The 22,878-nt window shown below is 64.0% G+C and carries 23 protein-coding genes and 2 pseudogenes; 9 read left to right on the top strand and 16 right to left on the bottom strand.

Features of this window, described 5'->3' with window-relative positions:
* The first annotated feature begins 141 nt into the window (after positions 1-141).
* From IEX88_RS15870 to IEX88_RS15855, 4 genes are all read left to right on the top strand, one after another.
* On the top strand, positions 142-801 hold the full coding sequence (locus IEX88_RS15870) for a sensor histidine kinase (RefSeq protein WP_188852418.1): 660 nt from the start codon (positions 142-144) through the stop codon (positions 799-801).
* A gap of 107 nt (positions 802-908) precedes the next feature.
* A complete protein-coding gene (locus tag IEX88_RS15865; protein WP_188852416.1) occupies positions 909-2,432 on the top strand; it encodes a sensor histidine kinase in 1,524 nt (507 codons plus the stop codon).
* Positions 2,429-3,076 carry a response regulator transcription factor gene (locus IEX88_RS15860; RefSeq protein ID WP_188852414.1) on the top strand — a complete coding sequence of 216 codons (648 nt, stop codon included), beginning with the start codon at positions 2,429-2,431 and terminating at the stop codon, positions 3,074-3,076. Before IEX88_RS15865 ends, IEX88_RS15860 begins: the two co-directional genes overlap by 4 nt.
* A gap of 109 nt (positions 3,077-3,185) precedes the next feature.
* Positions 3,186-3,524 carry a response regulator transcription factor gene (locus tag IEX88_RS15855; RefSeq protein WP_210319286.1) on the top strand — a complete coding sequence of 113 codons (339 nt, stop codon included), beginning with the start codon at positions 3,186-3,188 and terminating at the stop codon, positions 3,522-3,524.
* Between the two features lie 271 nt (positions 3,525-3,795).
* Here IEX88_RS15855 and IEX88_RS15850 read toward each other — a convergent pair whose 3' ends face one another.
* The gene (locus IEX88_RS15850) at positions 3,796-4,323 is read right to left on the bottom strand and encodes a Dps family protein (RefSeq protein WP_373289600.1); all 528 of its coding nucleotides are present in this window, start codon (positions 4,321-4,323) and stop codon (positions 3,796-3,798) included.
* Between the two features lie 314 nt (positions 4,324-4,637).
* Between IEX88_RS15850 and IEX88_RS15845 the strand changes: the two genes are divergently transcribed.
* Positions 4,638-5,825 carry an MFS transporter gene (locus IEX88_RS15845; protein WP_244640230.1) on the top strand — a complete coding sequence of 396 codons (1,188 nt, stop codon included), beginning with the start codon at positions 4,638-4,640 and terminating at the stop codon, positions 5,823-5,825.
* A gap of 2 nt (positions 5,826-5,827) precedes the next feature.
* On the top strand, positions 5,828-6,928 hold the full coding sequence (locus IEX88_RS15840; protein WP_244640228.1) for an FAD binding domain-containing protein: 1,101 nt from the start codon (positions 5,828-5,830) through the stop codon (positions 6,926-6,928).
* Between the two features lie 676 nt (positions 6,929-7,604).
* Here the strand turns inward: IEX88_RS15840 and IEX88_RS15830 are convergent.
* From IEX88_RS15830 to IEX88_RS15790, 9 genes are all read right to left on the bottom strand, one after another.
* Entirely contained in the window at positions 7,605-8,726 is a 1,122-nt protein-coding gene (locus tag IEX88_RS15830) for an FAD-dependent monooxygenase (RefSeq protein ID WP_188852407.1), read from the bottom strand.
* Positions 8,727-9,128: 402 nt separating this feature from the next.
* Entirely contained in the window at positions 9,129-10,079 is a 951-nt protein-coding gene (locus IEX88_RS15825; RefSeq protein WP_188852405.1) for a helix-turn-helix domain-containing protein, read from the bottom strand.
* A 133-nt stretch (positions 10,080-10,212) separates the two neighbouring features.
* Positions 10,213-10,587, bottom strand: a complete 375-nt coding sequence (locus tag IEX88_RS15820; RefSeq protein WP_188852403.1) for a DoxX family protein — start codon at positions 10,585-10,587, stop codon at positions 10,213-10,215.
* Between the two features lie 11 nt (positions 10,588-10,598).
* Positions 10,599-11,114 (bottom strand): cupin domain-containing protein, encoded by a 516-nt coding sequence (locus tag IEX88_RS15815; protein WP_188852401.1) that lies wholly within the window; start codon positions 11,112-11,114, stop codon positions 10,599-10,601.
* On the bottom strand, positions 11,111-11,371 hold the full coding sequence (locus IEX88_RS27295) for a DUF1127 domain-containing protein (RefSeq protein ID WP_188852399.1): 261 nt from the start codon (positions 11,369-11,371) through the stop codon (positions 11,111-11,113). The genes IEX88_RS15815 and IEX88_RS27295 overlap by 4 nt, the downstream gene beginning before the upstream one ends.
* Positions 11,372-11,733: 362 nt before the next feature.
* A complete protein-coding gene (locus IEX88_RS15805) occupies positions 11,734-12,873 on the bottom strand; it encodes an amino acid ABC transporter substrate-binding protein (RefSeq protein WP_188852397.1) in 1,140 nt (379 codons plus the stop codon).
* Between the two features lie 5 nt (positions 12,874-12,878).
* Positions 12,879-13,532: a hydrolase gene (locus IEX88_RS15800; protein ID WP_188852395.1), complete on the bottom strand. Its 654-nt coding sequence runs from the start codon at positions 13,530-13,532 to the stop codon at positions 12,879-12,881.
* A 28-nt stretch (positions 13,533-13,560) separates the two neighbouring features.
* A complete protein-coding gene (locus IEX88_RS15795) occupies positions 13,561-13,923 on the bottom strand; it encodes a nuclear transport factor 2 family protein (RefSeq protein ID WP_244640226.1) in 363 nt (120 codons plus the stop codon).
* 284 nt (positions 13,924-14,207) lie between these two features.
* Positions 14,208-15,140 carry a helix-turn-helix domain-containing protein gene (locus IEX88_RS15790; protein WP_188852393.1) on the bottom strand — a complete coding sequence of 311 codons (933 nt, stop codon included), beginning with the start codon at positions 15,138-15,140 and terminating at the stop codon, positions 14,208-14,210.
* A gap of 227 nt (positions 15,141-15,367) precedes the next feature.
* Between IEX88_RS15790 and IEX88_RS15785 the strand changes: the two are divergent.
* Positions 15,368-15,517: pseudogene (locus tag IEX88_RS15785) on the top strand (SDR family NAD(P)-dependent oxidoreductase); the annotation flags it as partial.
* 76 nt (positions 15,518-15,593) lie between these two features.
* Here IEX88_RS15785 and IEX88_RS15780 read toward each other — a convergent pair.
* Positions 15,594-16,622, bottom strand: a pseudogene (locus IEX88_RS15780) (IS91 family transposase); the annotation flags it as partial.
* A 3-nt stretch (positions 16,623-16,625) separates the two neighbouring features.
* Positions 16,626-17,531, bottom strand: coding sequence for a tyrosine-type recombinase/integrase (locus IEX88_RS15775; protein WP_188852390.1), 906 nt, complete (start codon positions 17,529-17,531; stop codon positions 16,626-16,628).
* Between the two features lie 269 nt (positions 17,532-17,800).
* Between IEX88_RS15775 and IEX88_RS15770 the strand changes: the two genes are divergently transcribed.
* Positions 17,801-17,992 (top strand): hypothetical protein, encoded by a 192-nt coding sequence (locus tag IEX88_RS15770; RefSeq protein ID WP_188852388.1) that lies wholly within the window; start codon positions 17,801-17,803, stop codon positions 17,990-17,992.
* Here the strand turns inward: IEX88_RS15770 and IEX88_RS15765 are convergent.
* The 4 genes from IEX88_RS15765 to IEX88_RS15750 form a co-directional block, all read right to left on the bottom strand.
* Positions 17,953-18,813 carry a shikimate dehydrogenase gene (locus tag IEX88_RS15765; protein WP_188852386.1) on the bottom strand — a complete coding sequence of 287 codons (861 nt, stop codon included), beginning with the start codon at positions 18,811-18,813 and terminating at the stop codon, positions 17,953-17,955. The genes IEX88_RS15770 and IEX88_RS15765 overlap by 40 nt on opposite strands.
* A gap of 68 nt (positions 18,814-18,881) precedes the next feature.
* Positions 18,882-19,892, bottom strand: coding sequence for a TRAP transporter substrate-binding protein (locus tag IEX88_RS15760; protein ID WP_188852384.1), 1,011 nt, complete (start codon positions 19,890-19,892; stop codon positions 18,882-18,884).
* Between the two features lie 106 nt (positions 19,893-19,998).
* A complete protein-coding gene (locus tag IEX88_RS15755; RefSeq protein ID WP_188852382.1) occupies positions 19,999-21,282 on the bottom strand; it encodes a TRAP transporter large permease subunit in 1,284 nt (427 codons plus the stop codon).
* A gap of 13 nt (positions 21,283-21,295) precedes the next feature.
* A complete protein-coding gene (locus tag IEX88_RS15750) occupies positions 21,296-21,862 on the bottom strand; it encodes a TRAP transporter small permease (protein WP_188852379.1) in 567 nt (188 codons plus the stop codon).
* Positions 21,863-22,192: 330 nt separating this feature from the next.
* Between IEX88_RS15750 and IEX88_RS15745 the strand changes: the two genes are divergently transcribed.
* Complete coding sequence (locus tag IEX88_RS15745; RefSeq protein ID WP_373289603.1) at positions 22,193-22,858, top strand: TetR/AcrR family transcriptional regulator; 666 nt, start codon at positions 22,193-22,195, stop codon at positions 22,856-22,858.
* Positions 22,859-22,878: the final 20 nt, after the last annotated feature.

The raw sequence follows: 22,878 nt of genomic DNA, 5'->3' as shown, positions 1-22,878 counted from the left end.
CATCGGGCAGTCGGCAGTGACGCGGTATCATACGGAGGTTTGGGGCCATGAACGCCGCGCCCCAAACCTCCGTATGATATCGCGAATGGAACCCATCGTCGAAGGTCCCCCACGACCAAATCAACGGCAACGGTGGACCCGATGAGCATGATGTCCGGTAGCAGCATGATCCCCGAAGGGATGGCGGTCCTCGGCTCCCGTACGCTCCCCGTTCCCACCGCCGCAGAAGAAGCCGACCACAGGATCGCCAACAGCTTGCAACTTGTGTCTGCCCTCATTGGCATGGAAGCGCGCCGGGCGAAGGATCCGCATGCCCGTGCCGCGCTGGAGAGCACGCTCCATCGCGTCGCCGCGGTGGCGGGTGTTCACCGTCATCTCCACCGCTCGACGGAGGGTGCGGTCGACCTCGGCGCCTATGTCGGTGAACTCGTCCGGCAACTGGCTCTCGGTTGTGCAGGCCAGCACGTCATTGTCGTGGACGCCGCCGGCGACAGACCCATCAACGTCGAGGCGGGGGACGTAAGCTCGCTTGGCATCATCGTCACCGAGGTCATCCTGAACGCCTGCAAATACGCCTATCCGGCTGGAGTGTCCGGTATCGTGACGCTGTCGGTTCAAAGGACTAGGGGTGGCTACAAACTGGTCGTCGAAGACAAGGGCAAAGGTCTCGATGGCGAGACCAAGGGACGCGGTCTTGGAAGCAGGCTGATAGCATCGACGGCCGAGCGCCTTGGTGCCTCGCTATGGTGGGAGAACCTCCGACCCGGCACACGCTTCGTGCTTGCGGTTCCGTGCTGTTGACCTCATGGATCTCCCACTACACGACACGCGGGTTGCGTACGGGCGCTCCTTCATACAGCTTGCCGATGACCCGACGAGGTGCGGCGGCGAGCTGGAAAGAGGCGGCGATGATGGGCGACCCGGGTGCAAGGCGACTGGCTGCGCGAGTACAGGCTGCCGCGGCCGCCATAACAGCATTAGCGATCTTCGCCGCGGATGTTCTCACCCCGTTCCAGGGCGCCGTCGCCGTCCTTTACACCACGGTTGTCCTGATCTCCGCTCGGGGTCACTCCCGAAAGCTCGTGCTGACCACTGCTGCCGTCTGCACGGCGTTGGCCGTCACTGGCTACGTCGTATCTCATTGGACGGAGCCGCTGGGCTCGCCTGCGATCCGCTTGGCCGTCAGCCTCGTCGCGATCTGGATCACGGCCATTCTTTCTGCCCGGCAGATCAATGCCGCCGCCGAGCGCCAGCGATCCGACACGCGCTATCGGTTGATCTTCAATGCCGCAGGCTTTCCCATCTGGGAGTCCGACTGGTCGGCTGCCTACGCTCGCCTGCGCAATGGCGCGGCGCCGACCCTCGACCTTGTCCAGTCTGTGGCGGACAGGGCGAAGATCCGGAATGCGAACGAGGCTGCCGCCCAGCTCTTCGGCTACGACGATCGAACCCTGCTCATCGCCAACGGGCTCTCGCTCCATCACACGACAAGCGCCCAGCATGGCCTTTCACGCATCTTCTCTCGGCTCATGGGCGGCGAAGCTGCGGTTGAGGAAGAGGTCCAGTTCAAGACGCTGGACGGGGAGACTGTAGACGTCGTGTTGCGCGTGACCCTGCCGGCAGACCATGACGGTTGGAAGCACGTGCTGGTGATGGCGCTTGACCTCACCGAGCGCAACCGGACACAGGCAAGGCTTGCCCAGTCGCAGGCCGAGCTCACCCATATGGCGCGTGTGACGACGCTTGGGCAACTTGCTGCCTCCATCGCCCATGAGGTCAACCAGCCGCTTTCGGCGATCATTACCTACGCCAAGTCCGGCAAGCGCTGGCTTGCCCGCGATGTCCCGAACCCCACCGAGGTCTCCGACTGCCTCGACCACATCGCGGCGAACGGAACACGGGCCGCCGAGGTGATCGCGCGCGTTCGGGATCTGGCACGCAACGCGGACCCGAAGCCCAGCCGGCTGGAGATCCGCCCTTTGATCGACGAAACGGTGGCTCTTCTCGAACGGGACTTCCAGGCAAACGCGGTCGATCTGCACGTTTCCGTAGCTCCGGATCTGCCGGACATCTCAGGCGACCGCGTGCAGATCCAGCAGGTGCTGATGAACCTCCTGTTGAACGCGCAGCAGGCGATGACCACCGTCAATCCTGGTCAGCGAGAACTCTGTGTGGAGGCAAAGCTCGATGGAGCCCGGGTCCTCGTCGAGGTAAGCGACTGCGGCGTCGGCGTCGCGCATCTGGATCCCGAGACCCTGTTCCGTCCCTTCTTTACCACGAAGAGCGATGGCATGGGCATGGGCTTGTCAATCTGCCGCTCGATCGTCGAGCAGCATGGTGGCGCTCTGACAGCGGCAGCCAACGCCCGCGGTGGGGCGACCTTCCGCTTTCATCTCCCTGTAGAAACGAGTGCTGAAAGGGCCGCAGCATGAAGGCTGATGGATTGATCGGTCATGTCTGCGTGGTCGACGACGATGTCGAGGTTCGGGGATCGATTGGCAGCCTCTTGCGGTCGAGCGGGTTCGACGTGTCCCTGTTCGAGACCACGGCCGCCTTCATGGCCGATCCCGCGCGTGACCTTGCCTCCTGCCTTCTACTCGACGTGCGGCTCTCCGGGGAAAGCGGTCTCGACTTTCAAGAGCAACTGGTGATGTCCGGAATCCGTGTGCCCGTCGTGCTCATCACCGGGCACGGAGACATTCCGATGACGGTGCGGGGCATGCGCGCTGGCGCCATCGACTTCCTGCCCAAACCCTTCGGCGACGATCAGCTCCTCGACGCGGTGGGGGCGGCGGTCGAGGCCGATCGCCTGCGCCGGACCGAGGACGCAGGCAACGCCGTGTTCCGGGCTTCCTACGATCGGCTGACACCACGCGAGCGTGACGTGATGGGCCTCGTCGTCACGGGCCTCATGAACAAGCAGGTCGCCGCCCGGCTTGAGCTGTCCGAGATTACGGTGAAGATCCATCGTGGCAACGTGATGCGCAAGATGGACGCACAGTCCCTGGCCGATCTCGTGCGGATGGCCGAGGTCCTGGGCGTCCGGGACGAGTCAATCCATCGCTATAACACCTGAGTATGGTGGTGCTCGGGCTCGCTTGGGCACATTTGTATCGAGTGTTCAGCGGCTTGCTGCGACGACCACCGGAGCGAGACCTTTGACCCCTTCCCCTTTGATAGCAGTCGTGGACGACGACCCAGGTGTCCGCGGCAGCATCGACAGCCTCCTGCGTTCGGCAGGGATGATCGCGATAAGCTTCTCGGGGGCCGCGGACCTGCTCTCATGCGATGCGCTGGACGAACTCGCATGCATCGTCACGGACCTGCACATGCCGGGCATGACGGGGCTCGAACTTCAGGCTGAGATGGCACGACTTGGCTGCAAGCAACCCCTCATCGTCATGACCGCCTTCCCGACCGCCGCCGCCCGCGACCAAGCCCTCGGCGCCGGGGCACGGGCGTTTCTGACAAAGCCGATCGATCCGGATGCTCTGCTTGACGCGATCGAAGACGCGATCCACTGATCGAGCCGTCAGCGGCGTTCGCCTGAGAGGATCTTGTCGGACGCACAAGGGACGCTCTAACTCTTTGTATCCGCGCAGTCCTGGCAGTCGGTGCGATCCAGCGCGAGACCTGCGCCTCCGGCGGTATCGACGGCACGTCGACAGGCGGCTTCCTTCGGCGCTGTAACTCTTTCACGAAGCATCGCGCTCTCAGCACATCACCCGCCCCGGGCCTGGAGGGCCGGAACGGGTGATGTGCTGGAACCTTGCAAGCCTGCTGCGTGCCTGTCGTTTACGTGGTGGCGGGGGAGCGGCAGCTTTCGTAGAGAAACCACGCGCGCCGTTCGGTCTCGTCGATCCAGACCTCGATCAGGCTGGCCGTTGCGACATCATTGTACTCGTCACAAAGGGCGTGAACGGCACGTAGTTCCGCGACGAGCTGCTTGTTGTCGCCGTGGAGTTCGGCCAGCATGTCCTTGGGCTCCACGTACTCGGCATTGTTGTCCAGGATGCGCTGGCGGGTGCCGATGTCGGAGATCGAATGGATCGTGGTCCGGCCGATCTTGCGAGCCCGTTCGGCGATGGGGTCGGTCATGGCGAAGATCTGGTCGCCCTGTTCGTCGAGCATCAGGTGGTAGTTGCGAAAGTGCGGACCGCTCATGTGCCAGTGGAAGTTCTTGGTCTTGAGGTAGAGGGCGAACACGTCCGCCAAAAGTCCCTTCAGCCCCGCTCCGATCTCCCCGGTCGACATTGATCCCAGATCCGTGGGGGTGCCGAGCTCGCGGTGCGCCATCGTGAGGGATGTGGTGTTCGTGTCCATGTCGGTCTCCTTTGCCAGGGAACGGCGATAGGCCGTCCGATGTCCAAGGAGATACGCCGATGAGCTCGAGCTCCAATCTATACGAAGATTTGCATATCTAAGTATGGGTGTGCTCGATCCTTCACGAGGCGCAAGTTCGTCGCCGGACAGAAGCATTCAGACTTGGCTGCACGAGTCGTACGAAGTCTGCAAGTGTTTCCGACCCATCGCTCTCCACCCCGGCCGCGATCTCGTTTGGCAATCGCATGCGGCGGCTCGGCGTGACCTGCGGATGCTTCGAATTGCAACGGAACGAACGGCCCTCGGAGGTTCACATGACAACGGTATCGACGCAAACGGACGCGCCCAGCACTGCGATGGGACGAGGCCTGACCTTCGCCATGGCGGCGGCTGCGGGCATCGCCATCGCGAACATCTATTACAATCAGCCGATGCTAGGCGTGATGGAGCGCGATCTTCCAGGCACCGCCACCACCCTTGTGCCGACGGCGACGCAGCTCGGCTACGCCGCCGGCTTGTTCCTGCTCGTTCCCCTCGGCGACATCTTGGAGCGCCGGCGCCTCATCGTCGTGCAGTTCCTGGCGCTCGCCGCTGCCCTTGCGATGGCTGCGGTCGCTCCAAGCGCGATCACCATCGTGCTGGCATCCGTGCTGGTAGGAGCGGCCGCCACCGCTGCACAGCAGATCGTTCCCTTCGCCGCCCATCTGGCGGCACCGGAGCGTCGGGGTGCGACGGTTGGCACCGTGATGGCGGGCCTTCTCTGCGGCATTCTCCTCAGCCGGACCCTGGCGGGCTTCGTCGCCACCAACCTGGGCTGGCGCGCCATGTTCTGGCTCGGCGTTCCCATGGCGCTGGCCGCCGGAGCGCTGATGGCGGCACGGCTTCCCCGCAGCGTCCCTGCCGCCGCGTTGAGCTACCTCGCCGCCATGCGTTCGCTCGTCGGCCTCTGGCTCGAGTTCGGTGCCTTGAGGTTGGCGGCCATCACGCAGGGCCTCCTGTTCGCCGCCTTCAGCGCCTTCTGGACCATCCTCGCGCTCCGTCTTCAGGAGCCACCCTTCGGCCTCGGAGCCGATATTGCCGGCCTGTTCGGGATCGTCGGTGCCGTCGGAATCCTGGCGGCGCCGATCGCCGGACGCATTGCCGACCGTCGCGGACCGCACGAGGTGATCGTACTCGGCGCCGCGCTGGTCTTCCTGTCGTGGATCCTCTTCGGGTTCTGGACCTCGATCCCGGGCCTCGTCGTCGGCGTGGTGATCCTCGACTTCGGCATGCAGGGAGCGCTCGTCTCCAACCAGCACCTCGTTTATGCGCTTCGTCCGGAGGCCCGTGGACGCCTGAACACCATCTTCATGTGCGCGATGTTCCTCGGTGGAGCCCTTGGCTCGGCTGCCGCCATCAAGGCTTGGGCCGTTGGAGGATGGGGCGCGGTTGCTGCCCTCGGCGCCATCTTCGCTGCCTTGGCGACCGCCCTGCAAGTCATCAGCCTCCTGCGGAGGGCATGACCATGCGGATCGCGATCGCAGGCGGATCAATGGCTGGCTTGTTCGCTGCGGCCTTGCTGTCCCGGACTGGTCATGGGGTCCAGGTGTTCGAGCGCTCGCGCTCGGGGCTGGAAGGACGGGGCGCGGGCCTTGTGCCTCAGCAGGAGGTCTTCGATCTCCTCCAGACCCTCGGGCTTCACGAGGCGGCACGCGTTGGCGTTGTTGCACGCGAGCGCATCGTTCTCGGTCGGTCTGGAGAAGTCCTCCAGCGAGATCCAAGACCGCAGATGCAGATCTCGTGGGATCGGCTCTACCTTGCGGTCCGCCAAGTGATCGCAAGCCAGGACCACCATGTCGGCCGGGCCGTGGTGGCCGCCGGACAGGATGCCAGGTCGGCATGGCTCGAGTTGGATGATGGGGCACGCATCGAGGCGGACCTGATTGTGGGCGCGGACGGCATCGGATCAGCCGTTCGTGCCTCGGTGGTCCCTGATGATCGAGGCCCGATCTATGCCGGATATGTCGCCTGGCGCGCCATCGTGCCAGAACGACTGCTTCCTTTGCCTGCGGCAGAGGCGCTGTCCGATCGCTTCGCATTCTACCACATGCCTGGAGGCCAGGCGCTCGGATACACCGTGCCCGGTGCCAAGGGCGAACTCGAGCCTGGGCTGAGACGCTACAACGCCGTCTGGTACCGCCGCGACGATGACCTACAGTCGACATTGGCCGACAAGGACGGGCGAACGCATCCGTTCTCGTTGCCGCCCGGGAGCCTGAAACCGCAAGCCGAACGCGCCTTGCTCGAAGCCGCCGTGCGGGATCTGCCTCCAGCTTTTGCATCCGTGTTCGAAGCAGGGGGCGCGCCGTTCGTGCAGGCGATCTTCGACATGGAGACACCCCGCATGATCGACGGGCGCATAGTTCTGCTTGGCGACGCTGCCTTTGTTGCAAGGCCGCATACGGCGATGGGCGTGGCGAAGGCCGCTGGAGATGCGCTGGCTCTTGCTAATGCCGTCAACGACGGCTGGACGGCCGAAGGGGGAAGGCAGTTCGAGGATCACAGGTTACAGCTAGGACGTTCAGTTGTTCAACTCGGGAGAAGGCTCGGCGCATCTCTCGAGTGAAACCAGAGGCCGCCGAAATGAGGCACCCCGAATGACGGAGGCAATGCGTCATTGTGGCCGCCGTAAATTTCATAAGCGGAAGAAACCGCTCTCGGCATTACAACTCAATTCTGGTCCGACTATCCCCTGAAGACGCGCCCGTCGATGGAAATCGGGTATTTTCTCTTTCTCCCCTAAAGCGTCATCCTTGATGCTCTCAGGATGGCGGCCGCCTTCGTAAAATTGGAACGGCATGATTCGATCGTCGCGGCAATGGCCATCCTTTCGGCTAGGCCTGCACCTGAGGAGAGTGGAATACCCCCCGGTGGTTCTTGCTTCGAGAAGCCTCTCGGAGGTCACCTCTCCCGCCCTGGAGGCGCGCTCCGCCGGGGGACTGAAACATCTTCGTTCGTACCCTTTAGTTCGGGCCTGAACTAGAAAGAGGATGATGGCAGCCAAGATCGCTACCCGCCAATCTTCTTCCGACGCTTGGCGCCTAGCGTCACCAGGGACGTCTCCGTCCCGCCGTCAGAGCGTAGTCTCGCAGGCACCTGCGTCGGCTGCCCGAGGCATCAGCACTTCGGCTATATGCCTTCCGTTGATTTCGCCGCGTCGCTCCGGAGCGACGACCGTCGAGCACAACAGAACGGCGCCGCCGAGTGGCTCGTAGCCACCGACGCCGACAAGACGGTCGGATCTACAGAGGAGCCTTCAGCGGCTCATATGTCATCTTGTAGCTTCGCGATCCAATAAAGCGCATCAGCGTGTTGCGAAGTTGAACGGGCATTTGAGCAACCCTCGACATGCGATCAGTCATAGCCTGCACATGGTCCACCCGGTGCCGCCGGAGTCGCTCGAAATCTTCGCCAATCAGGGTCCAGTCGGAACGCGAGCCGACGAGTTCGGCTAGAACGAGGGCATCTTCGAGTCCGAGTGCCGCGCCTTGAGCCCAAACTGGCCCGGTGGCGTGTGCGGCATCTCCGATGAGGAGCGTGCGGCCGCTGCTCCACTTCGAGGCCCGTACCTCCTCAAGCGGCGAATAATGCATCCGCCCCGTCGAGGAGAGTGCTGCCTCGACGGTCTCCCGGACTAGGACGGGAAAGCTGCGCAAGAGATTTCGGAGAATGGCTGGGTCGTCGAGCTTACCCCGGTCTTTGGTCGCCGCGGCCCAGCCATAGACCTCTCCATGATCCACCGGGATTAGGAGAACCAGGGCATCTGCGCTGGCCCATATCGTCCAGCAGTCCACACCCGGATCCGGTGCCATGAACCGCCAACTGGCGGATGCCAAACGCGCCGAGAGCGTCCCGGTACTTTCGAACCGCAGCCGACGAACGGTCGAGTGTATCCCGTCTGCGCCGACGAGAAACTTCGACGCGTATCGGCGATCAGCAAGCGTTCCGATTACAACTCGCCCTGACGATTCCGAGACCGAAGTGACCTGCGTGCCCCATCGCACGGCCTGCTCGGGCAGGCCTCCTGCCAGCAGAGACGCCAGATCACCTCGTCGCATGCAACGCGGCGTCAGATCGGAACCCCAAAACTTTCTCTCATCGACGGCGAAGAGGAGACCGCCGGCAGCGGACCGATACTCGCGGCGCTCGACGGACCGCCCGTGCCCAGCCATAGCGTCGCCGAGACCAAGTCGCCGAAGTGCGGCGATGGCATTGCCGGGGAGATTGACGGCAAGACCCGCGTCAGCCGGGCCCGCTCGTTGATCCACGGCCAGCGCCCGAATGTTCCTCCGATGAAGTTCGCGCATTAGCGCGAGGCCTGCGATGCCAGCTCCGGCAACAAACACATCCAGAGTGTCATCCATCGCGAGTTCCCTTTCTGCCGGAGTTCATAAACTCGGGCGATGGTTAACCGGAATTTCTTCCAGAGTTGAATTTTCGAATACCGGACAAGGCCGCTCCGGCCGGACGCACTTTCTCAAAAGCGCTCGTTCGTGCAGGTTGCCTAAAAGCGCTCCGATAGCTTCCTGGCCCTCCGCCGCATGGTCGCCGTAGGAGCCGTGCCGATCACTTGGATGGCGGTTGTCGCGGAATGGCAGCGGGACTGAGCAAGAGGAACGACCGCGGAGACTCTTTCCGACGTATTCCTTGAGCACGGTGGTGCGAGCGGCGTCGCCCTCGCGTGGAAAATGCAGCTCCTTGGTTCCGCGGAGCACGAGTGTAAGGCGTCGATTGGCCAACCGCAGACCAGGGGCAGTGTCGCCCGTCTAGCTATCTATCCGCGATAGTTCCAATGGGCAGCTCACGAGCTGCGAGCTCGGCGAAGGCAGAGCTGCTATTGATACCGACCGACGCCACGCGCCGGGTCCGATCCCCGTTGCGCGCTTGAACATCCGTGTGAAGTGGCTCTGGTCGGCGAAGCCACAGCGAAGCGCGACCTCCGACAGAGGCATTCGCTTGTCGAGCAAGAGATCCCGTGCTCGATCTATCCGGTAACCTTGCAGCCACCCCACCGGAGTGGTTCCTGTCGTGTTCTTGAACGCTCGGGCAAAGTGCGAAGACGAAAGGCCACAGGCCTCGGCGATGGCAGACACCGTAGAACTTCGCCCGAGATCGGCGGTCATCATCTCCTTGGCACGTCTGACCTGCCAGGGCGCAAGGACAGAGCCGTCTGTCGCATGCGCAGGATCTATAGACCCGTAGGTCGACAGAACATGTGCGGCCGCGGCAGTGACCATGTGTTCGATGAAGAGTTCACTTCCCCGGCCCGCGTTCTCCAGCGCGTCGACGAGGATCGGCTGGAGACGTCGCATGGTGACGTCGCTTCTCTCCCAGATGCAGTTGGTACGAAGGTCCGAAAATCTCCCGTTCAAGGAACCGTCGGTCAAGTCGTCAAGGGCAACATGCGGAAGGTGGATATGGAGGCTGTCCACTGGCGCCGAGAATCGGGCTACCGCCTCATGCCTCAGGCCTACGATGGAAAGGTCCCCGACTTGCGACGCGGGCATGGGGACGTGATCCCCACCAGCCCAAAAGCTGTGTGCTGGATGGTCGACCAGTTGCATGATGACGAGGTGCGCGTCCTGCTCCGGTGATGTGGCTGTCACGTCGCCGGCGCCAGAACGATGGCGAAAGATGCCGATTTGCGAATGTCGTGTCGGTACAGAGATCGGACATACGGTGGCGGCAGATCCATCGAAGAGCTTCTGTGTCTGCATCGATCTTTCCGATATGACGGGGCGGGCGTGAAGACTTTATCGCCGCCAGGTGTCGTGGATGTTGAAGTTCCGCTGACCGTTGTCTGCCTCTCGCTTTGAAAGGGATCATTGATCCTTCAACCTCCGTCCGTCCTCAATCCACCAGTTTGGCGGAATGGGGAGGCCAGTGGATTACCGCTAGACCCGCCATAAGTGCCAGGGCAAACATGGCGGGAACCGCCGCTACGATCGGATCACCAGCCATTTGGTGACTGGCAATCGCTCCCACAAGGACAGCCGATAGCAGTGCGACGGCGCCGATCATGAGACGACGCTGGAGAAGGGCAAACCCGCCCGCCAGTTCAATAGCGCCGATGGCATACATGAACCACTCATCGTATCCGAAATGCGCAAAGGCATGGATCTCGAAAGGGTGTGCGGTGAGTTTCATGGAGCCGGCGAGGGTGAACAGCAACACCATCAGTCCTCGAAGGACCCACTCGCCATACTGGGAAACGTTCTTTGTCATCGTAAACTCCTTCAGCCAAGGTCCATGGGAGGGCCCACGACGGCCGTTCCGTACTCGGATGCCAATGTCGCGATCTGATCGAGTGGTATTCCTGCGATCCGCGTGAACAGGTGCTCCACGCCGCCCGGGGCGAAGATCGCCAGCATGCGCAGTTCGGAGCTGGTCTTGTTGATCCAGGAGTGCGGCGTGCCGGCGGGAATGAACACGATGCTCCCGGGGGAAACGTCGCGGACTTGTTCGCCGAGGCGAAAGGTCGGGGTCCCGGCGATGACGTAGAACAATTCGTCCTCTGCATGTGTGTGGAGGGGGGCCGCGCAGCCGGGTGCGGCAACCGATTCCAGCATGGAAAATCGATTGTCGATTTGGCTTCCGTAAATACGTATGGAAACCCTCTCGCCAGGGATGCCGTCGAAGCTCTGGGCATTGTCGCGTTCTATGATTGCGGCCACTGCCAGTCCTTTGGAGACGGAGCGTTCATCTTTTGGCGCCGTCGAGAAGCTGACCATCCCTGTGTTCGATCCGCTCATGAGCATTCTCCCGGAAAACGCCCGGTTTGAACGACGTGCTCGATGTCGGTGCGAAGAAGCCCGATGTCGCGCAGCATGTGGTCGTCGAGCGCGGCAAGTTCCCTCACAGCCTGCCGGGCCCTAAGGCCGCGGCAGAACCGCGATAAGAGGTTGCCGGGGCTGGCATAGATTCTCCCTATCCAAGCGGTTGCGGTTCCTGTGGAAAGAAATGGGCGCTGACCGGCCGTCGAGGGCCGGAGACTGGATCGGTCGGTCATTTGAATACTCGTATGTTTTCAAGTGGTGCGGCGGCGTCATCGCGGCCGCATTCACTCTGTCCTGGAGCTTGAAGCCCTTTGAACGACAAACCACGATCTTTCGAGATCACAGCCGCCGTCGGTTTCGCGAGCTCCTTAGCCGCCGCGCAGCCTCTCGATATTGATCGAAACTGCCTTGCATAGTTCGATCCTGCGGAAATCGCTGTCGAAAGCCGTGATTGCGAACACCATGCCCGGGCGTGGGCTTTGTCGCCGAACGACGCAATTGACGGAGACCCGGTACAGAAACGTTGAAGGGATCCCTGTCAGGATACCCAAGACACCTGCAAGCGCAGGGCGATATTCTCCCTGTGGACAGCCGCCTAGGTAAGTGCCCCGGAGGCAAAGCTGTTGGGAGACAACACGACCTGACGCGTTCCCGCTTGCAACTGCTCGACGTCGTTTCCGGTGATCCCCTGAAACTGGACCTGTAGCACACGGGGCTCTCGCCACTCACCGTTAAGCCCGAACGCGACGGGTCCCATCACCGTCTCGAAGGTCGACTTCCGGGCGTAAGCCGATAACGCTGCGTCTTCGAGTAATCCCGTCGCCGTTACTGCCTCGGCGACCACCTGCATCTGCGCGTAGGCCAGCGGGGCTACATAATGGCCCAATGAATCCACCCCAACACCCAAGGCTCTCGCTTGATATGCGTCGAGGAACTCTCGTGTTCCTGGGAACATCATGGACGGGACGGGTGCCCAGTACTCGTAGTTCACAAGACCGTTGAGCAGTGGCCCGAGGGCAACCTTCACGGCCGTGTTCTGAGGTCCGATCATCTTGGGACGATAGGGATGGTCGTGCAGGGCACGGACGAGGCCGATTGAGTCCTCGAGATACGAGCAGATGAAGAGGAGGTCGCAGGAGCTCTCCCCGACGGCGTCGATGAGGGGACGGAAATCCGTCGTCGACAGAGGGTAGGTGGCGTCGTGGACGATGTCGAAGCCGTACGTGGTCGCGTTCTCCTTTGCTCCGACAATTGGGTTGCGCGAGAACTCGGCGTCCGCCGATAGCAGTGCGACCCTGGTCGGCTTCGGGGATTGCCGAGCCGCCACCGAGAAGAACCCCTCAGTCAATGCCGCGTTAGGATTGGGTCCGGTCGGGATCATCGCGAAGTAGCCGGGATAGGCCAGCTCGCCGTTGACCCCGAGCCCCATCAGTCCGATGAAGAAGCGCTGCCGTTCCATGACGAAGGGCATTGCCGGGAGAATGGTGTTGGTGCCATAGCCGCCGATGACGAGATCGACCTTGTCCACGTCGACCAGCCGTCGGTAGAGGCCGTCCACCGACGAGGCGTCGGCCTTGTCGTCGTAGCAGACCAGTTCGACGCGGCGCCCGAGAAGGCCGCCCCGCTCGTTGACGTCGTCCCGCCAGATCTCGTGAGCCAGTCTTGCCGACGCGGCATTGCCCCCGACAGGACCCGTGAGGGACAGGCAGTATCCGATGCGGATCGGCGCCGGCATGACAGTCAGAGTCCCGTGGAGGCGATACGCGACGCCAGAAGCTGCATCTCCCAGGCGAACGCGACGCCACTGGCGCCGCCGTGTTCCAGGATGACCCCGGCAACCCCGGCTGCGGTCTCTTCCCGCGCCCAGTTGCGCTGCCATTCGGCCAGCACCGCCATCCAGGTGATGGGAACGGCTCCGGCCGCAACCATCCGGCGGACCGCCATGTCGTGAGCCTCAAGCGAAACGCCGCCGGACGCGGCGGTGACGATGAACACGTCGTATCCCTCGGCGAGAGCCTGGATCGTTGGCATTGCGAGGCAGATCTCGGTGTACAGCGCGGCGAGGATGAGCTGCTTGCGGCCGCTTGCCTTCACCACGTCGGTGACCTTCGGGTCCTGCCAAGTATTGATGAAGGTCCTATCGATCGGCTTCTGGTCCGGAAACACGTCCTGAAGCCCCTTGATCAGGTAGCCGCCACGCTCCTCGAGCACCGTCGTCAGGACCGTCGGGACGTCGAAGGCCTTTGCTGTCTTGGCAAGGCCCACGACATTGTTGACGATCATCGTCGGTTCGTGGCTGTTGAGGTTGGTGAACTGGTAGGGCTGGTGATCGATCAAGACGAGGATGCTGTCTTCTGGGCGGAGCAGCGCCTCAAGGCCGTTCTTGGCGGTCATGGCGATTCCTTTACGTATCGAGAATGGTTCAGGCGACGTCGGGGTCGATGAAGACGTGGAGCGTCTGGATCAGGTCGCCGTCAAAACAGGCGACATCGGTGCCGGAAACCGCGACGGGACCGCCGGGCAGCCCTAACTGCCAGCGCAGCCGTGCCATGCCGTGGTGGCCGACGGCTGGACCGAGGGCGGAGAAGGCGAAGCCCGGAGGCAAGCTCGACAGCAGCGCATCCACCGCTCGATTGATTTCGGCATGCCCCGTCGCCGACGATCCTGGCTCGTAAAGCACGGCGTCCGCCACGTAGAGTTCCCGTATGATCTGGATGCGCTGTTCGGCGTCGCGCTCTCCGAAAACGCGCAGCAGGTTGGTCTGCAACAGGCGGTCAAAGTCCATGGAAGGTCCGATCAACGGCGCGAGCGCGGCAAGCAATGGGACCCGGTGCAGGTCCCTCAGGCTTGGCAAGCTATCGAGCCTCGGTCGGCGTTTCTTGTGAGGTTTGCCAATTATTGGACAGATTTGCGCAAGCCGCCGTATTTTTCAGAATCAACCTGTAAGCACGGGTGCATGAACCGCCAGTGTCGCGATAGCAGGCTTGAACGGGAACTATCGCTACCACTTGTTGGTACAGGCGCCGCTCGCATCTCGTTCTTGGCGAATGGCGGGACAGACCGTCCGTTCTAGCATCTCATCGCGCGCCGCCATGCACCGGGACTCGCGCCAACCGCGGCGGTGAACACCCTGGTGAAGTAGCTCTGGTCGCCGAAGCCGCAAAGAATGGCGATGTCCGCCAGGGTTAGCCCGGAGCCGACCAGATAGGATTTCGCCTCGGTGATCCGGAGATCGGTCAGGTAGCGATGGGGGCTGAGGCCTGTGGTCTGCCGGAAGGCCCGTGCGAAGTAGCTGGGACTGAGCCCGCATTCGCCAGCCACGCCCGCGATGCTGACGTGTGCCGCCAACTGAGACTGCATGATCTCCTTGGCACGACATTCTTGCCAAGGCGCCAGGCCGCCTCCGGAGGCCTTCGAAGGCAGGCGCAGGCCGCCGTAGCGCTCGGCTAGATACGTGAGCAGGCTCAGTGCGAGCTGATCGGCAAAGAGAGGACTGGCGGGCTCTGCCGCCAGAGGCGACGCCAGCATGAAACGGCAGAACCGGCCAAGAATGGGATCTGCCTCGTTGGACGGCATCCGAAGGCGGTCCATCTTTCCCGCGCCGATCTGGGCAGTAAGGTCGTTGAGCGCGAACTTGCCGATGTAGACGTGGACGGAGTCGGACGGTCCTGTAATGCGACTTTGAGACGGCTCCGTAAGATCGATCATTCTCGCCGTTTCGGCTGCGACCGCGCCATTCTGGATGTAGCGTCCGTTCTGCCAAACCTCGAGCCGCTCGATGGGCTGCAACTTGTAGGTCAGGCTGTAGGCGTCCTCTGGCTCGGTCGGTGCCGTTCGGTCGTAGCCGCGCGGATCTGTCAGTGTCAGGTGCGTGACGGCTAACCTGCTCCGTCCCTGTTCGGAGAGCCTCAGGATCGGTTGGGCGGCGATGCCGAGGTAAGCGCCAAGGGTGGCGCCGTGAAGCTCCCCTCGGTTGGCCGCTTTGTCGAGCCTGGGTGTCATGGCATCCGGTTTTCGGCTTCGGTTCGGTCGAACATGCATACCACCATTACAGCAATACGTCGGCACCCGCATGTGGCTCGGCTCGACGGCCACCGCAAGCGAATGACAAGAATGGGCAAGGATGTGCGAGGAACCGGCACGCGGTGGGACGTGCCAGCGCTTAGAGCACGGTTGTCGACGAGCCCGAGGCTTCGCTCAGGCAGTTCGGCAACCGCGAGGATACGTACATGAAACTCAACGGAAAGATCGCCGTCGTCACCGGGGCGTCGAGCGGCATCGGCGCCGGCATCGCTAGGGCAATGGGTGCCGAGGGAGCCACCGTCGTTGTCAACTACGCCTCCAGCAAGACCGGGGCGGATGCCGTCGTTGCATCCATCGAGACCAACATCCTGATGTCTCGGTGGATGTCGCACCCGTCGAATGCTCCCGGCTCATTGCTGTCCCGGGTTCACCGATCAGTCTGCGGAGCCGTTCGATGCCGGCCTTGCGGTTCGGCCCGGTCAGGAACCCGTAGTGCCGGATGCGGTGGAAGCCGCGCGGCAGGACGTGGAGGAGGAAGCGGCGGATGAACTCGTCCGCTTCGAGCGTGAGGGTGCGGTGACGGGCAGCACCGTCCTGGCGGTAGTCCTTGACGCGGAAGGTGACGGTGCGGCCGTCGAAGGCGGTGATGCGGCGTGACGAGATGGCGACGCGGTGAGTATAGCGGGACAGGTAGGCGAGAACCGCCTGCGGCTCCGCGAAGGGCGGCTTGGTGTAGACGACCCAGCGCTTGCGGCGCACCGGAGCGAGATGGCGGACGAAGGTTTTGGCATCCGCCAGATGGGCCAGCGGGCCGTAGAAGGTGAGCTTGCCGGCACGGTGGAGAGCGACGAGCCCTTCGAGAAAGAGGCGGCGGAACAGGGCGCCGAGCACCCGCACTGGCAGAAGGAACGCGGGACGCGACGAGATCCACCGCACCCCGTCCGGCGAGAGGCCGCCGCCCGGCACGATCATGTGGACGTGGGGATGGTGGGTCATGGCCGAGCCCCAGGTGTGGAGGACTGCGGTGAGGCCGATGCGGGCGCCGAGGTGTTTTGGGTCGGCAGCGATCCTGGTCATAGTCTCGACCGACGCCCGGAACAGGAGGTCGTAGACGGCAGCCTTGTTCTGGAAGGCGACGGCTGCGACCTCGGCGGGCAGCGTGAAGACGACGTGGAAGTATCCGACCGGCAGAAGGTCGGCCTCGCGGTCATTCAGCCAGTCGCGTGCCGCCGCGCCCTGGCACCTCGGACAGTGCCGGTTGCGGCAGGAGTTGTAGGCGACCCGCAGATGGCCGCACTCGTCGCAGCCCTCGACATGGCCGCCGAGAGTGGCGGTGCGGCAATGCTCAATCGCCGACATGACCTTCAGTTCGGCCAGGCACAGATGCCCGGCGCGGCTCGCCCGGTAGGCCGGGCCATGGTCACGGAAGATGTCGGCGAGTTCGATGGGCGGCGCCACCACCCCTCACTCCCGGGCGTTATCTCCCTCCATCAGGATTTTGAGCTGTTCGATCGGGCTCGTCACGGCGCGGATCGTGCGTGTGGCGACCCGGGCGTAGAGGGCGGTGGTGTCGAGCTTGGAATGGCCGAGCAACACTTGGATGACGCGGATGTCGACGTTCTGCTCGAGCAGATGCGTCGCGAAGGAATGGCGCAGCGTGTGCGGGCTGACGCGCTTGGTGATGCCGGCGGCCTCGGCCGCCTCGTGGACGGCACGGTTGAGCTGACGGGTGGAGCTGGGCTCCAGACGGCTGCGTCCGGGAAACAACCAGCCGTGCGGCAGCATCACGCCGCGCCGCCGCCCCTCGCGCCACCACAGGCGCAGGAGTTCCAGAAGCTGCGGGGAGAGCATGGCGTTGCGGTCCTTGCGCCCCTTGCCCTCTTCGATCCGGATGAGCATCCGGGTGGAGTCGATGTCGTCGATCTTCAGCGTCGCGACCTCCGAGACCCGCAACCCCGCGCCATAGGCGGTGCCGAGCGCGGCGCGATACTTCGGCCCCGGCGCCGCCTCCAGGAGCCGTCCGACCTCCTCGACGCTCAGCACCGTCGGCAGCTTGCGCCCGTAGCGGGCGAGAACGAGGCGCCGCGCCAGATCGGGGCGGTCGAGCGTGACGGTGAACAGGAAGCGCAGCGCCGAGACCGAACCGTTGATCGTCGGCGCTTGCACGCCGGTTTCGGTCTGGTGGACCTGGAAGCGGCGCAGATCCTCGGCGCTCGCGGTGTCGGGTGAGCGACCAAGGAAAGCGGCAAAGGCGCTGACGAAACGGATGTAGTCACGCTGCGTGGCCTCGCGCAGGCCGCGCATGGCCATGTCCTCCAGCATGCGCAGGCGCAGCGCGCTGGCGGGGCGTTCGACGGAAGGATGCGACATCGGATCTCTCCATGAGACGAGGGGAACCCCTCATGCTCATGGCGATCGCCGCGCCCGTTCAACCGCCGACCAAGCCTGTGCCTATACTCGCCAACCGCAACGCTGCCGCCCATCCCGCGAGAGCGGGTTCGTGCATGGGTCGAAACCTGTCCGGCCGCTTTGCGGCATCATCAATGACCTCGACGCAGGACGCGCTGCCGTCACTAAGACCTGGTCGAACGGCTAGACCGAAGGTCACGTCAACCGCCTGAAGCCCCGTCAAGCGCCAGATGTACGACGACGCTAAGCTCGACCTCCTCGAAGCCCGCCCGCTCGCCATGGAAGCCCGCCCGCTCGCCATGATGGTCATCGAGATGGCGTCCGATCCAAAATTGCACGCGAACAACAGCGCGCCGGTTCCGAGCCTGCCGTCTTGCTGGCTTCAGGCGCCCATGGCCGCGAAATGGGCGAGCATCCGCTGAGGGTCAGGGGTGAGGCCGGTGAAGTGCTGGAAGGCGCCGACAGCCTGGAAGACCGCCATGCCGCCGCCGTCGACCGTACGACAGCCTTTGGCGCGGGCGACCTTCAGGAGCTCGGTCTCGAGCGGAAAATACACGATCTCGGCGACGAAATGGCGGGGCTCGATCCAGGTGGGGTCGAGGGGCAGGCCGGGATGGGCGGCGGTGCCGGTCGGGGTGGCATGGACGAGACCGGTCGCCTCTTTCATGGCTGTGCGGAGATCGGTGCCGACGTCGACCGCGGCACCGGGAAACTGCTGCGCGAGTTTTTCGGCCAGATGCTCCGCCCGGGCGGCGTCCCGGTCGAAGATCGTCAGATGCCGCGTTCCCAGCTGCAGCATGGCGCGGGCGACCGCAGCCCCGGCACCGCCGGCGCCGAGCTGCACGGCGGACGCCAGATCGGCATCCGGCAGGCCGCGGCGAAAGCTCTCGGCAAAGCCGGAGCAGTCGGTGTTGTGTCCCGTGCGGCGCCCGTCCTTCAGAACCACGGTGTTGACGGCGCCCAGCGCCTTGGCTTCCGGCGACAGGACGTCGATCTCGGCCATGACGGCCTGCTTGGCGGGATAGGTGACGTTGACGCCGGCAAAGCCGCGTTCCTCGACTTCCCGGAGCAAAGCGGGGAGGGCGGACAGGCCGACGCGGCGCAGGTCGAGGTCGATCAGCTCGTAGGAGAGGGACAGACCGTTTGCCCGGCCCTCCGCCACGTGGAGGGCCGGGGAACGGGACAGCTGGATGCCGCTGCCGATCAGGCCGACCTGGATCGTACGGGCGGAAATGTCGAGCATGAAGGCGCCTTTGGGGGAAGGGAGCGTGTCGTGGCGGCCGACGATGGCCGGCCGCCACAGGGTGCGTTCTACTGGCGAAGGGACTTCAGCTGAGCGAGAACGGCGTCGACCGTCTCCGCGCCGATCGTCTCGCGGAACTCGGCGACGACGGGCTCGACAGCCTTGCGGAAGGCGTCGAGCTTCTCCGGTGAAAGTTCGACGACCGCCATGTCGGTCTTCTTGATCTCGTCGAGGAAGCCGGCATTGGAGTCGCGCGAGACCTTGCGCTGGTAGTCGCGCGCCTCGGTCGCAGCGGCCTGCAGCAGCGCCTGCTCCTCCGGATCGAGCTTGTCCCAGAAGACCTTGGAGACGAGGACGATCTGCGGATTGTACTGGTGGCCCGTCAGGGTCAGATACTTCTGCACCTCGGTGAACTTGGCATTCACAATATTCGAGAGCGGGTTCTCCTGGCCGTCGACGGTGCCGGTCTCGAGCGCGCTGTAGAGCTCGGGATAGGGCAGCGGCACGGCATTGGCGCCGAGGGCGTTGAAGGTGGCGAGCGGGACGGCGGACTGGACGGTGCGGATCTTCAGGCCCTTGACGTCCTCGACGCTTTCCACCGCGCGGCTGTTGTTGGTGAGGTGACGAAAGCCAAGCTCCCAGAAGCCGAGGCCGACGAGACGCTGTTCGGGCAGGCGGTCCATCAGGCCCGTGCCGATTTCGCCGTCCATCACGGCGTCGGCCTCTTCGGGCGTGCCGAACAGGAAGGGCAGGTCCACGACGCCGAATTCCTTCACCGTGCCCGACAAGATGCCGGCGTTCATGACGCTCATTTCCACCGTGCCGCCCTGGATCGAGGCGAGCGTCTGGACGTCGCCGCCGAGCGTGCCGCCGGGGAAGAGCTTGACCTCGATCTTGCCGCCGCTCTTCTCGCTCACGAGCTCGGCAAAGCGCTCCATGCCGGTCACCTGCGGGTGACCCTTGGAGTTCTGCGCGGCGAACTTGATGGTGCGCTCCTGGATCTCGGCCTGAGCGAGACTCGCCGAGCCGATGATGGTGGCGAGCCCGAGTGCGGCGGCGATGCCTGTGATGATGCGCATGTGGTCTGTTCCTCCCTGTGGGACGGCCCTGCCGCCCCGATTGCGCCCGAAGGCTCGTGGATGCCCCTGCCTCCCAGCAGGGGCGATGGATGGTGGGCCGTCCGCCTCAGCGGCCGGAGAAAAAGGCCGCCGGCACCGTCACCAGCGCCGGGAAGAAGACGAGCAGCATCAGCACGATCAGCTGGGCGACCATGAAGGGCCAGACGCCGCGGATGAGCTTTTCCATCGGGATGCGCCCGACGCCGCAGACGACATTGAGCACCGTGCCGACCGGCGGGGTGATGAGGCCGATCGAGTTGTTGATGATGAAGAGGACGCCGAAATAGACAGGGTCGATGCCGGCCTCCTTGATCACCGGGATCAGCACCGGCGTCAGGATCAGGATGGTCGGCGTCATGTCCATGGCGGTGCCGACGGCGACGATGAGCACCATGATCGCCAGAAGCAGCAGCGTCTGGTTGTCCATCAGCGGTTCGAGCATGGCGACCATGGCGCCCGGCAGGTCGGCGACGGTGATCAGCCAGGCCGAGACCGAGGCGGCGGCGACCAGGAACATCACGACGGCCGTGGTCTTGGCCGCGGCGGCGAAGACGCCGAAGAGCATGCGGGGCGTCAGTTCGCGGTAGACGACCATGGCCACGAAGAGCGAGTAGACGGCGGCGACGACACCGGCCTCCGTCGGGGTGAAGATGCCGAACTTCAGGCCGAAGATGATGATGACCGGGAGCATCAGCGCCCAGAGGCTGGACGCCAGGGCATGCCGGCGCTCGGGCCCGCTGGCCCGGACCGGCAGCTCGAACGTTTGCTTGCGGATGACGATGAGCCAGGTGATGCACAGCGCCGCGCCGATCATCAGGCCGGGCGCGATGCCGGCGAGGAACAGCTTGGTGATCGAGACGCCGCCGACGACGCCATAGAGAATGAAGCCGATCGAGGGCGGAATGATCGGTCCGATGATCGCCGAGGAGGCGATGAGGCCGCCGGACTGGGCCGGATCGTGCCCGGACTTGATCATCATCGGCATCAAGAGCGCGGCCAGCGCGGCGGCATCCGCCACGGCCGAGCCGGACAGGCTGGACAGGACGCAGGCCGCCAGGATGCAGACGAAGCCGAGGCCGCCGCGGCGATGGCCGACCAGCGCGACGGCGAGGTCGACGATGCGCTTCGACAGGCCGCCCTGGTTCATGATCTCGCCGGCGAGCATGAAGAACGGCACGGCGATCAGCGTGAAACTGTCGGCACCCTGCAGTACGGTCTGCGCGACGATCTGCCCATCGAACAGATCCATGTGGATCATCAGCGCGACGCCCGACAGGATGAGGGCGAAGGCGATGGGCATGCCGAGCGCCATGGTGCCGAGAAGCGAGCCCAGGAAAATTCCGACGACCATCGCGGGATCCCTCCTAGCGGCCGAGGCCGGCGGCGACCGGCGGCATGGCCGGCCGCGTCGCCTCGGGCGGCAGGTGATCCTCCGATTCCGTGACGAGGACGGCCGTCGTGACGTCGATCCGGCCGGTGAGAATGGCAAAGGCCTCGTAGCCGAGGAGTAGGAGGGCGGTGATGGCGAACACGACGACGGGTATCATAAACCAGCTCATCGAGACGCCGGCGGCGGGCGTGACCGCACTCCAGGTGAGCATCGCCTGCTTCAGGCCGCCCTGGATGAGAAGGGCGCAGGCGATCAGCATCAGCAGGTAGCCCAGGAGAAGGCAGAACTTGGCCGCCTTGGGCGGCAGCGCGCGGATGACGGTATCGATGCCGATGTGAGCGTGGTCGCGCAACGCCAGTGCCGCGCCGAGGAAGATCAGCCAGACGAAGGCCAGCCGGGACAGCTCCTCCGACACGGTGATGCCGCTGTTGAACCCGTAGCGGAGGACGACATTGCCGAAGACGAGAGCAGCCATCGCCGCCAGAAGGAGCGCGATCGCAACCTTCAGCAGCGTGAAGTAGGCATCTACGATTGTCTTCATCACTTGATGTCCTCCCGAAACCACCGGCGCATTCGCGCTCGTTCTCAAGCCGTACCGGACTCTTGCCTGTGCGAGCTTTCCGCCCGCATGGCGCGCTGCGACGACGCAGCGATGCTTAAGACCGACCGCCAGCCTCCCGCCGTGATCTTGCCAAAATATGTACGAACTGGTTCGTTAGGTCAAATGGAGAATTCGCTGTTCCCAGGTGCAGTTTGGCAAAGGGCTGGTATCAGTAGATCGGCAGTGTCTGTCTCGGTTCGGGACCGGAAGCGACGTAAGGGTGACATGAGCATTGAACGAGGAGACGGCGCGCCGGACGAGGCTCTCGCGATGCCAGATGGCGGTGAGCCCGGGCCTGTGGGGACCCGGCGCGTCGGGCAGCGCGACCGCACCGAGCAAACGCGCAGCGATATCCTGCTCGTCGCGCGTGCGGAATTTGCCGCCAATGGTCTGTCCGGCGCCCGCGTCGACGCGATCGCCGCCCGCACCCGCACGTCGAAGCGGATGATCTACTATCATTTCGGCTCCAAAGAAGGTCTCTATCTCGCCGTCCTGGAGGATGCCTATGCGGCCATCCGCAAGGTCGAGGACGAACTGCGGCTCGCGGAGCTCGATCCTGTCGAGGCGATGCGCCGGCTGATCGACTTCACCTTCGACTATGACGAGGCCCATCCCGAGTTCATCCGGCTGGTGACGATCGAGAACATCCACCGGGCCGAGCACATGCGCCAGTCGACCACGCTCAGCCGGTTGAACGTCTCGGTCATCGCGACGATCGAGACGATCCTGCAGCGCGGAAAGGACAGCGGCATTTTTCGCCGGACGGTCGATCCCATCGACCTTCACATGCTGATCTCTTCCTTCTGCTTCTTCCGCGTCTCGAACCAGCACACGTTCGGCACGATCTTTGGCCACGACCTCGCCGATCCGACGACGCGCGCGCGCCAAAAGGCGCTGCTGCAGGATGCGGTGGTGGCGCTTCTTCAGGCGACCTGACAGCGGAAGACACCGTGATG

It is taken from the genome of Aureimonas glaciei (assembly GCF_014643375.1).
Classification (GTDB): domain Bacteria; phylum Pseudomonadota; class Alphaproteobacteria; order Rhizobiales; family Rhizobiaceae; genus Plantimonas; species Plantimonas glaciei.
Note: the sequence above shows the minus strand (reverse complement) of the source record. Positions and strands in the feature narration are given on the sequence as shown.

What these genes read in the sequence shown, in the direction of transcription:
- IEX88_RS15775 (WP_188852390.1), bottom strand. Translation starts at nt 17,531, where the DNA reads ATGTCGCATCCTTCCGTCGAACGCCCCGCCAGCGCGCTGCGCCTGCGC.
- IEX88_RS15865 (WP_188852416.1), top strand. Translation starts at nt 909, where the DNA reads ATGATGGGCGACCCGGGTGCAAGGCGACTGGCTGCGCGAGTACAGGCT.
- IEX88_RS15760 (WP_188852384.1), bottom strand. Translation starts at nt 19,892, where the DNA reads ATGCGCATCATCACAGGCATCGCCGCCGCACTCGGGCTCGCCACCATC.
- IEX88_RS15845 (WP_244640230.1), top strand. Translation starts at nt 4,638, where the DNA reads ATGACAACGGTATCGACGCAAACGGACGCGCCCAGCACTGCGATGGGA.
- IEX88_RS15860 (WP_188852414.1), top strand. Translation starts at nt 2,429, where the DNA reads ATGAAGGCTGATGGATTGATCGGTCATGTCTGCGTGGTCGACGACGAT.
- IEX88_RS27295 (WP_188852399.1), bottom strand. Translation starts at nt 11,371, where the DNA reads ATGACCGACCGATCCAGTCTCCGGCCCTCGACGGCCGGTCAGCGCCCA.
- IEX88_RS15825 (WP_188852405.1), bottom strand. Translation starts at nt 10,079, where the DNA reads ATGCAGACACAGAAGCTCTTCGATGGATCTGCCGCCACCGTATGTCCG.
- IEX88_RS15795 (WP_244640226.1), bottom strand. Translation starts at nt 13,923, where the DNA reads ATGGACTTTGACCGCCTGTTGCAGACCAACCTGCTGCGCGTTTTCGGA.
- IEX88_RS15830 (WP_188852407.1), bottom strand. Translation starts at nt 8,726, where the DNA reads ATGGATGACACTCTGGATGTGTTTGTTGCCGGAGCTGGCATCGCAGGC.
- IEX88_RS15750 (WP_188852379.1), bottom strand. Translation starts at nt 21,862, where the DNA reads ATGAAGACAATCGTAGATGCCTACTTCACGCTGCTGAAGGTTGCGATC.
- IEX88_RS15820 (WP_188852403.1), bottom strand. Translation starts at nt 10,587, where the DNA reads ATGACAAAGAACGTTTCCCAGTATGGCGAGTGGGTCCTTCGAGGACTG.
- IEX88_RS15850 (WP_373289600.1), bottom strand. Translation starts at nt 4,323, where the DNA reads ATGGACACGAACACCACATCCCTCACGATGGCGCACCGCGAGCTCGGC.
- IEX88_RS15745 (WP_373289603.1), top strand. Translation starts at nt 22,193, where the DNA reads ATGCCAGATGGCGGTGAGCCCGGGCCTGTGGGGACCCGGCGCGTCGGG.
- IEX88_RS15755 (WP_188852382.1), bottom strand. Translation starts at nt 21,282, where the DNA reads ATGGTCGTCGGAATTTTCCTGGGCTCGCTTCTCGGCACCATGGCGCTC.
- IEX88_RS15790 (WP_188852393.1), bottom strand. Translation starts at nt 15,140, where the DNA reads ATGACACCCAGGCTCGACAAAGCGGCCAACCGAGGGGAGCTTCACGGC.
- IEX88_RS15805 (WP_188852397.1), bottom strand. Translation starts at nt 12,873, where the DNA reads ATGCCGGCGCCGATCCGCATCGGATACTGCCTGTCCCTCACGGGTCCT.
- IEX88_RS15765 (WP_188852386.1), bottom strand. Translation starts at nt 18,813, where the DNA reads ATGCTCGACATTTCCGCCCGTACGATCCAGGTCGGCCTGATCGGCAGC.
- IEX88_RS15840 (WP_244640228.1), top strand. Translation starts at nt 5,828, where the DNA reads ATGCGGATCGCGATCGCAGGCGGATCAATGGCTGGCTTGTTCGCTGCG.
- IEX88_RS15800 (WP_188852395.1), bottom strand. Translation starts at nt 13,532, where the DNA reads ATGACCGCCAAGAACGGCCTTGAGGCGCTGCTCCGCCCAGAAGACAGC.
- IEX88_RS15815 (WP_188852401.1), bottom strand. Translation starts at nt 11,114, where the DNA reads ATGAGCGGATCGAACACAGGGATGGTCAGCTTCTCGACGGCGCCAAAA.
- IEX88_RS15870 (WP_188852418.1), top strand. Translation starts at nt 142, where the DNA reads ATGAGCATGATGTCCGGTAGCAGCATGATCCCCGAAGGGATGGCGGTC.
- IEX88_RS15770 (WP_188852388.1), top strand. Translation starts at nt 17,801, where the DNA reads ATGTACGACGACGCTAAGCTCGACCTCCTCGAAGCCCGCCCGCTCGCC.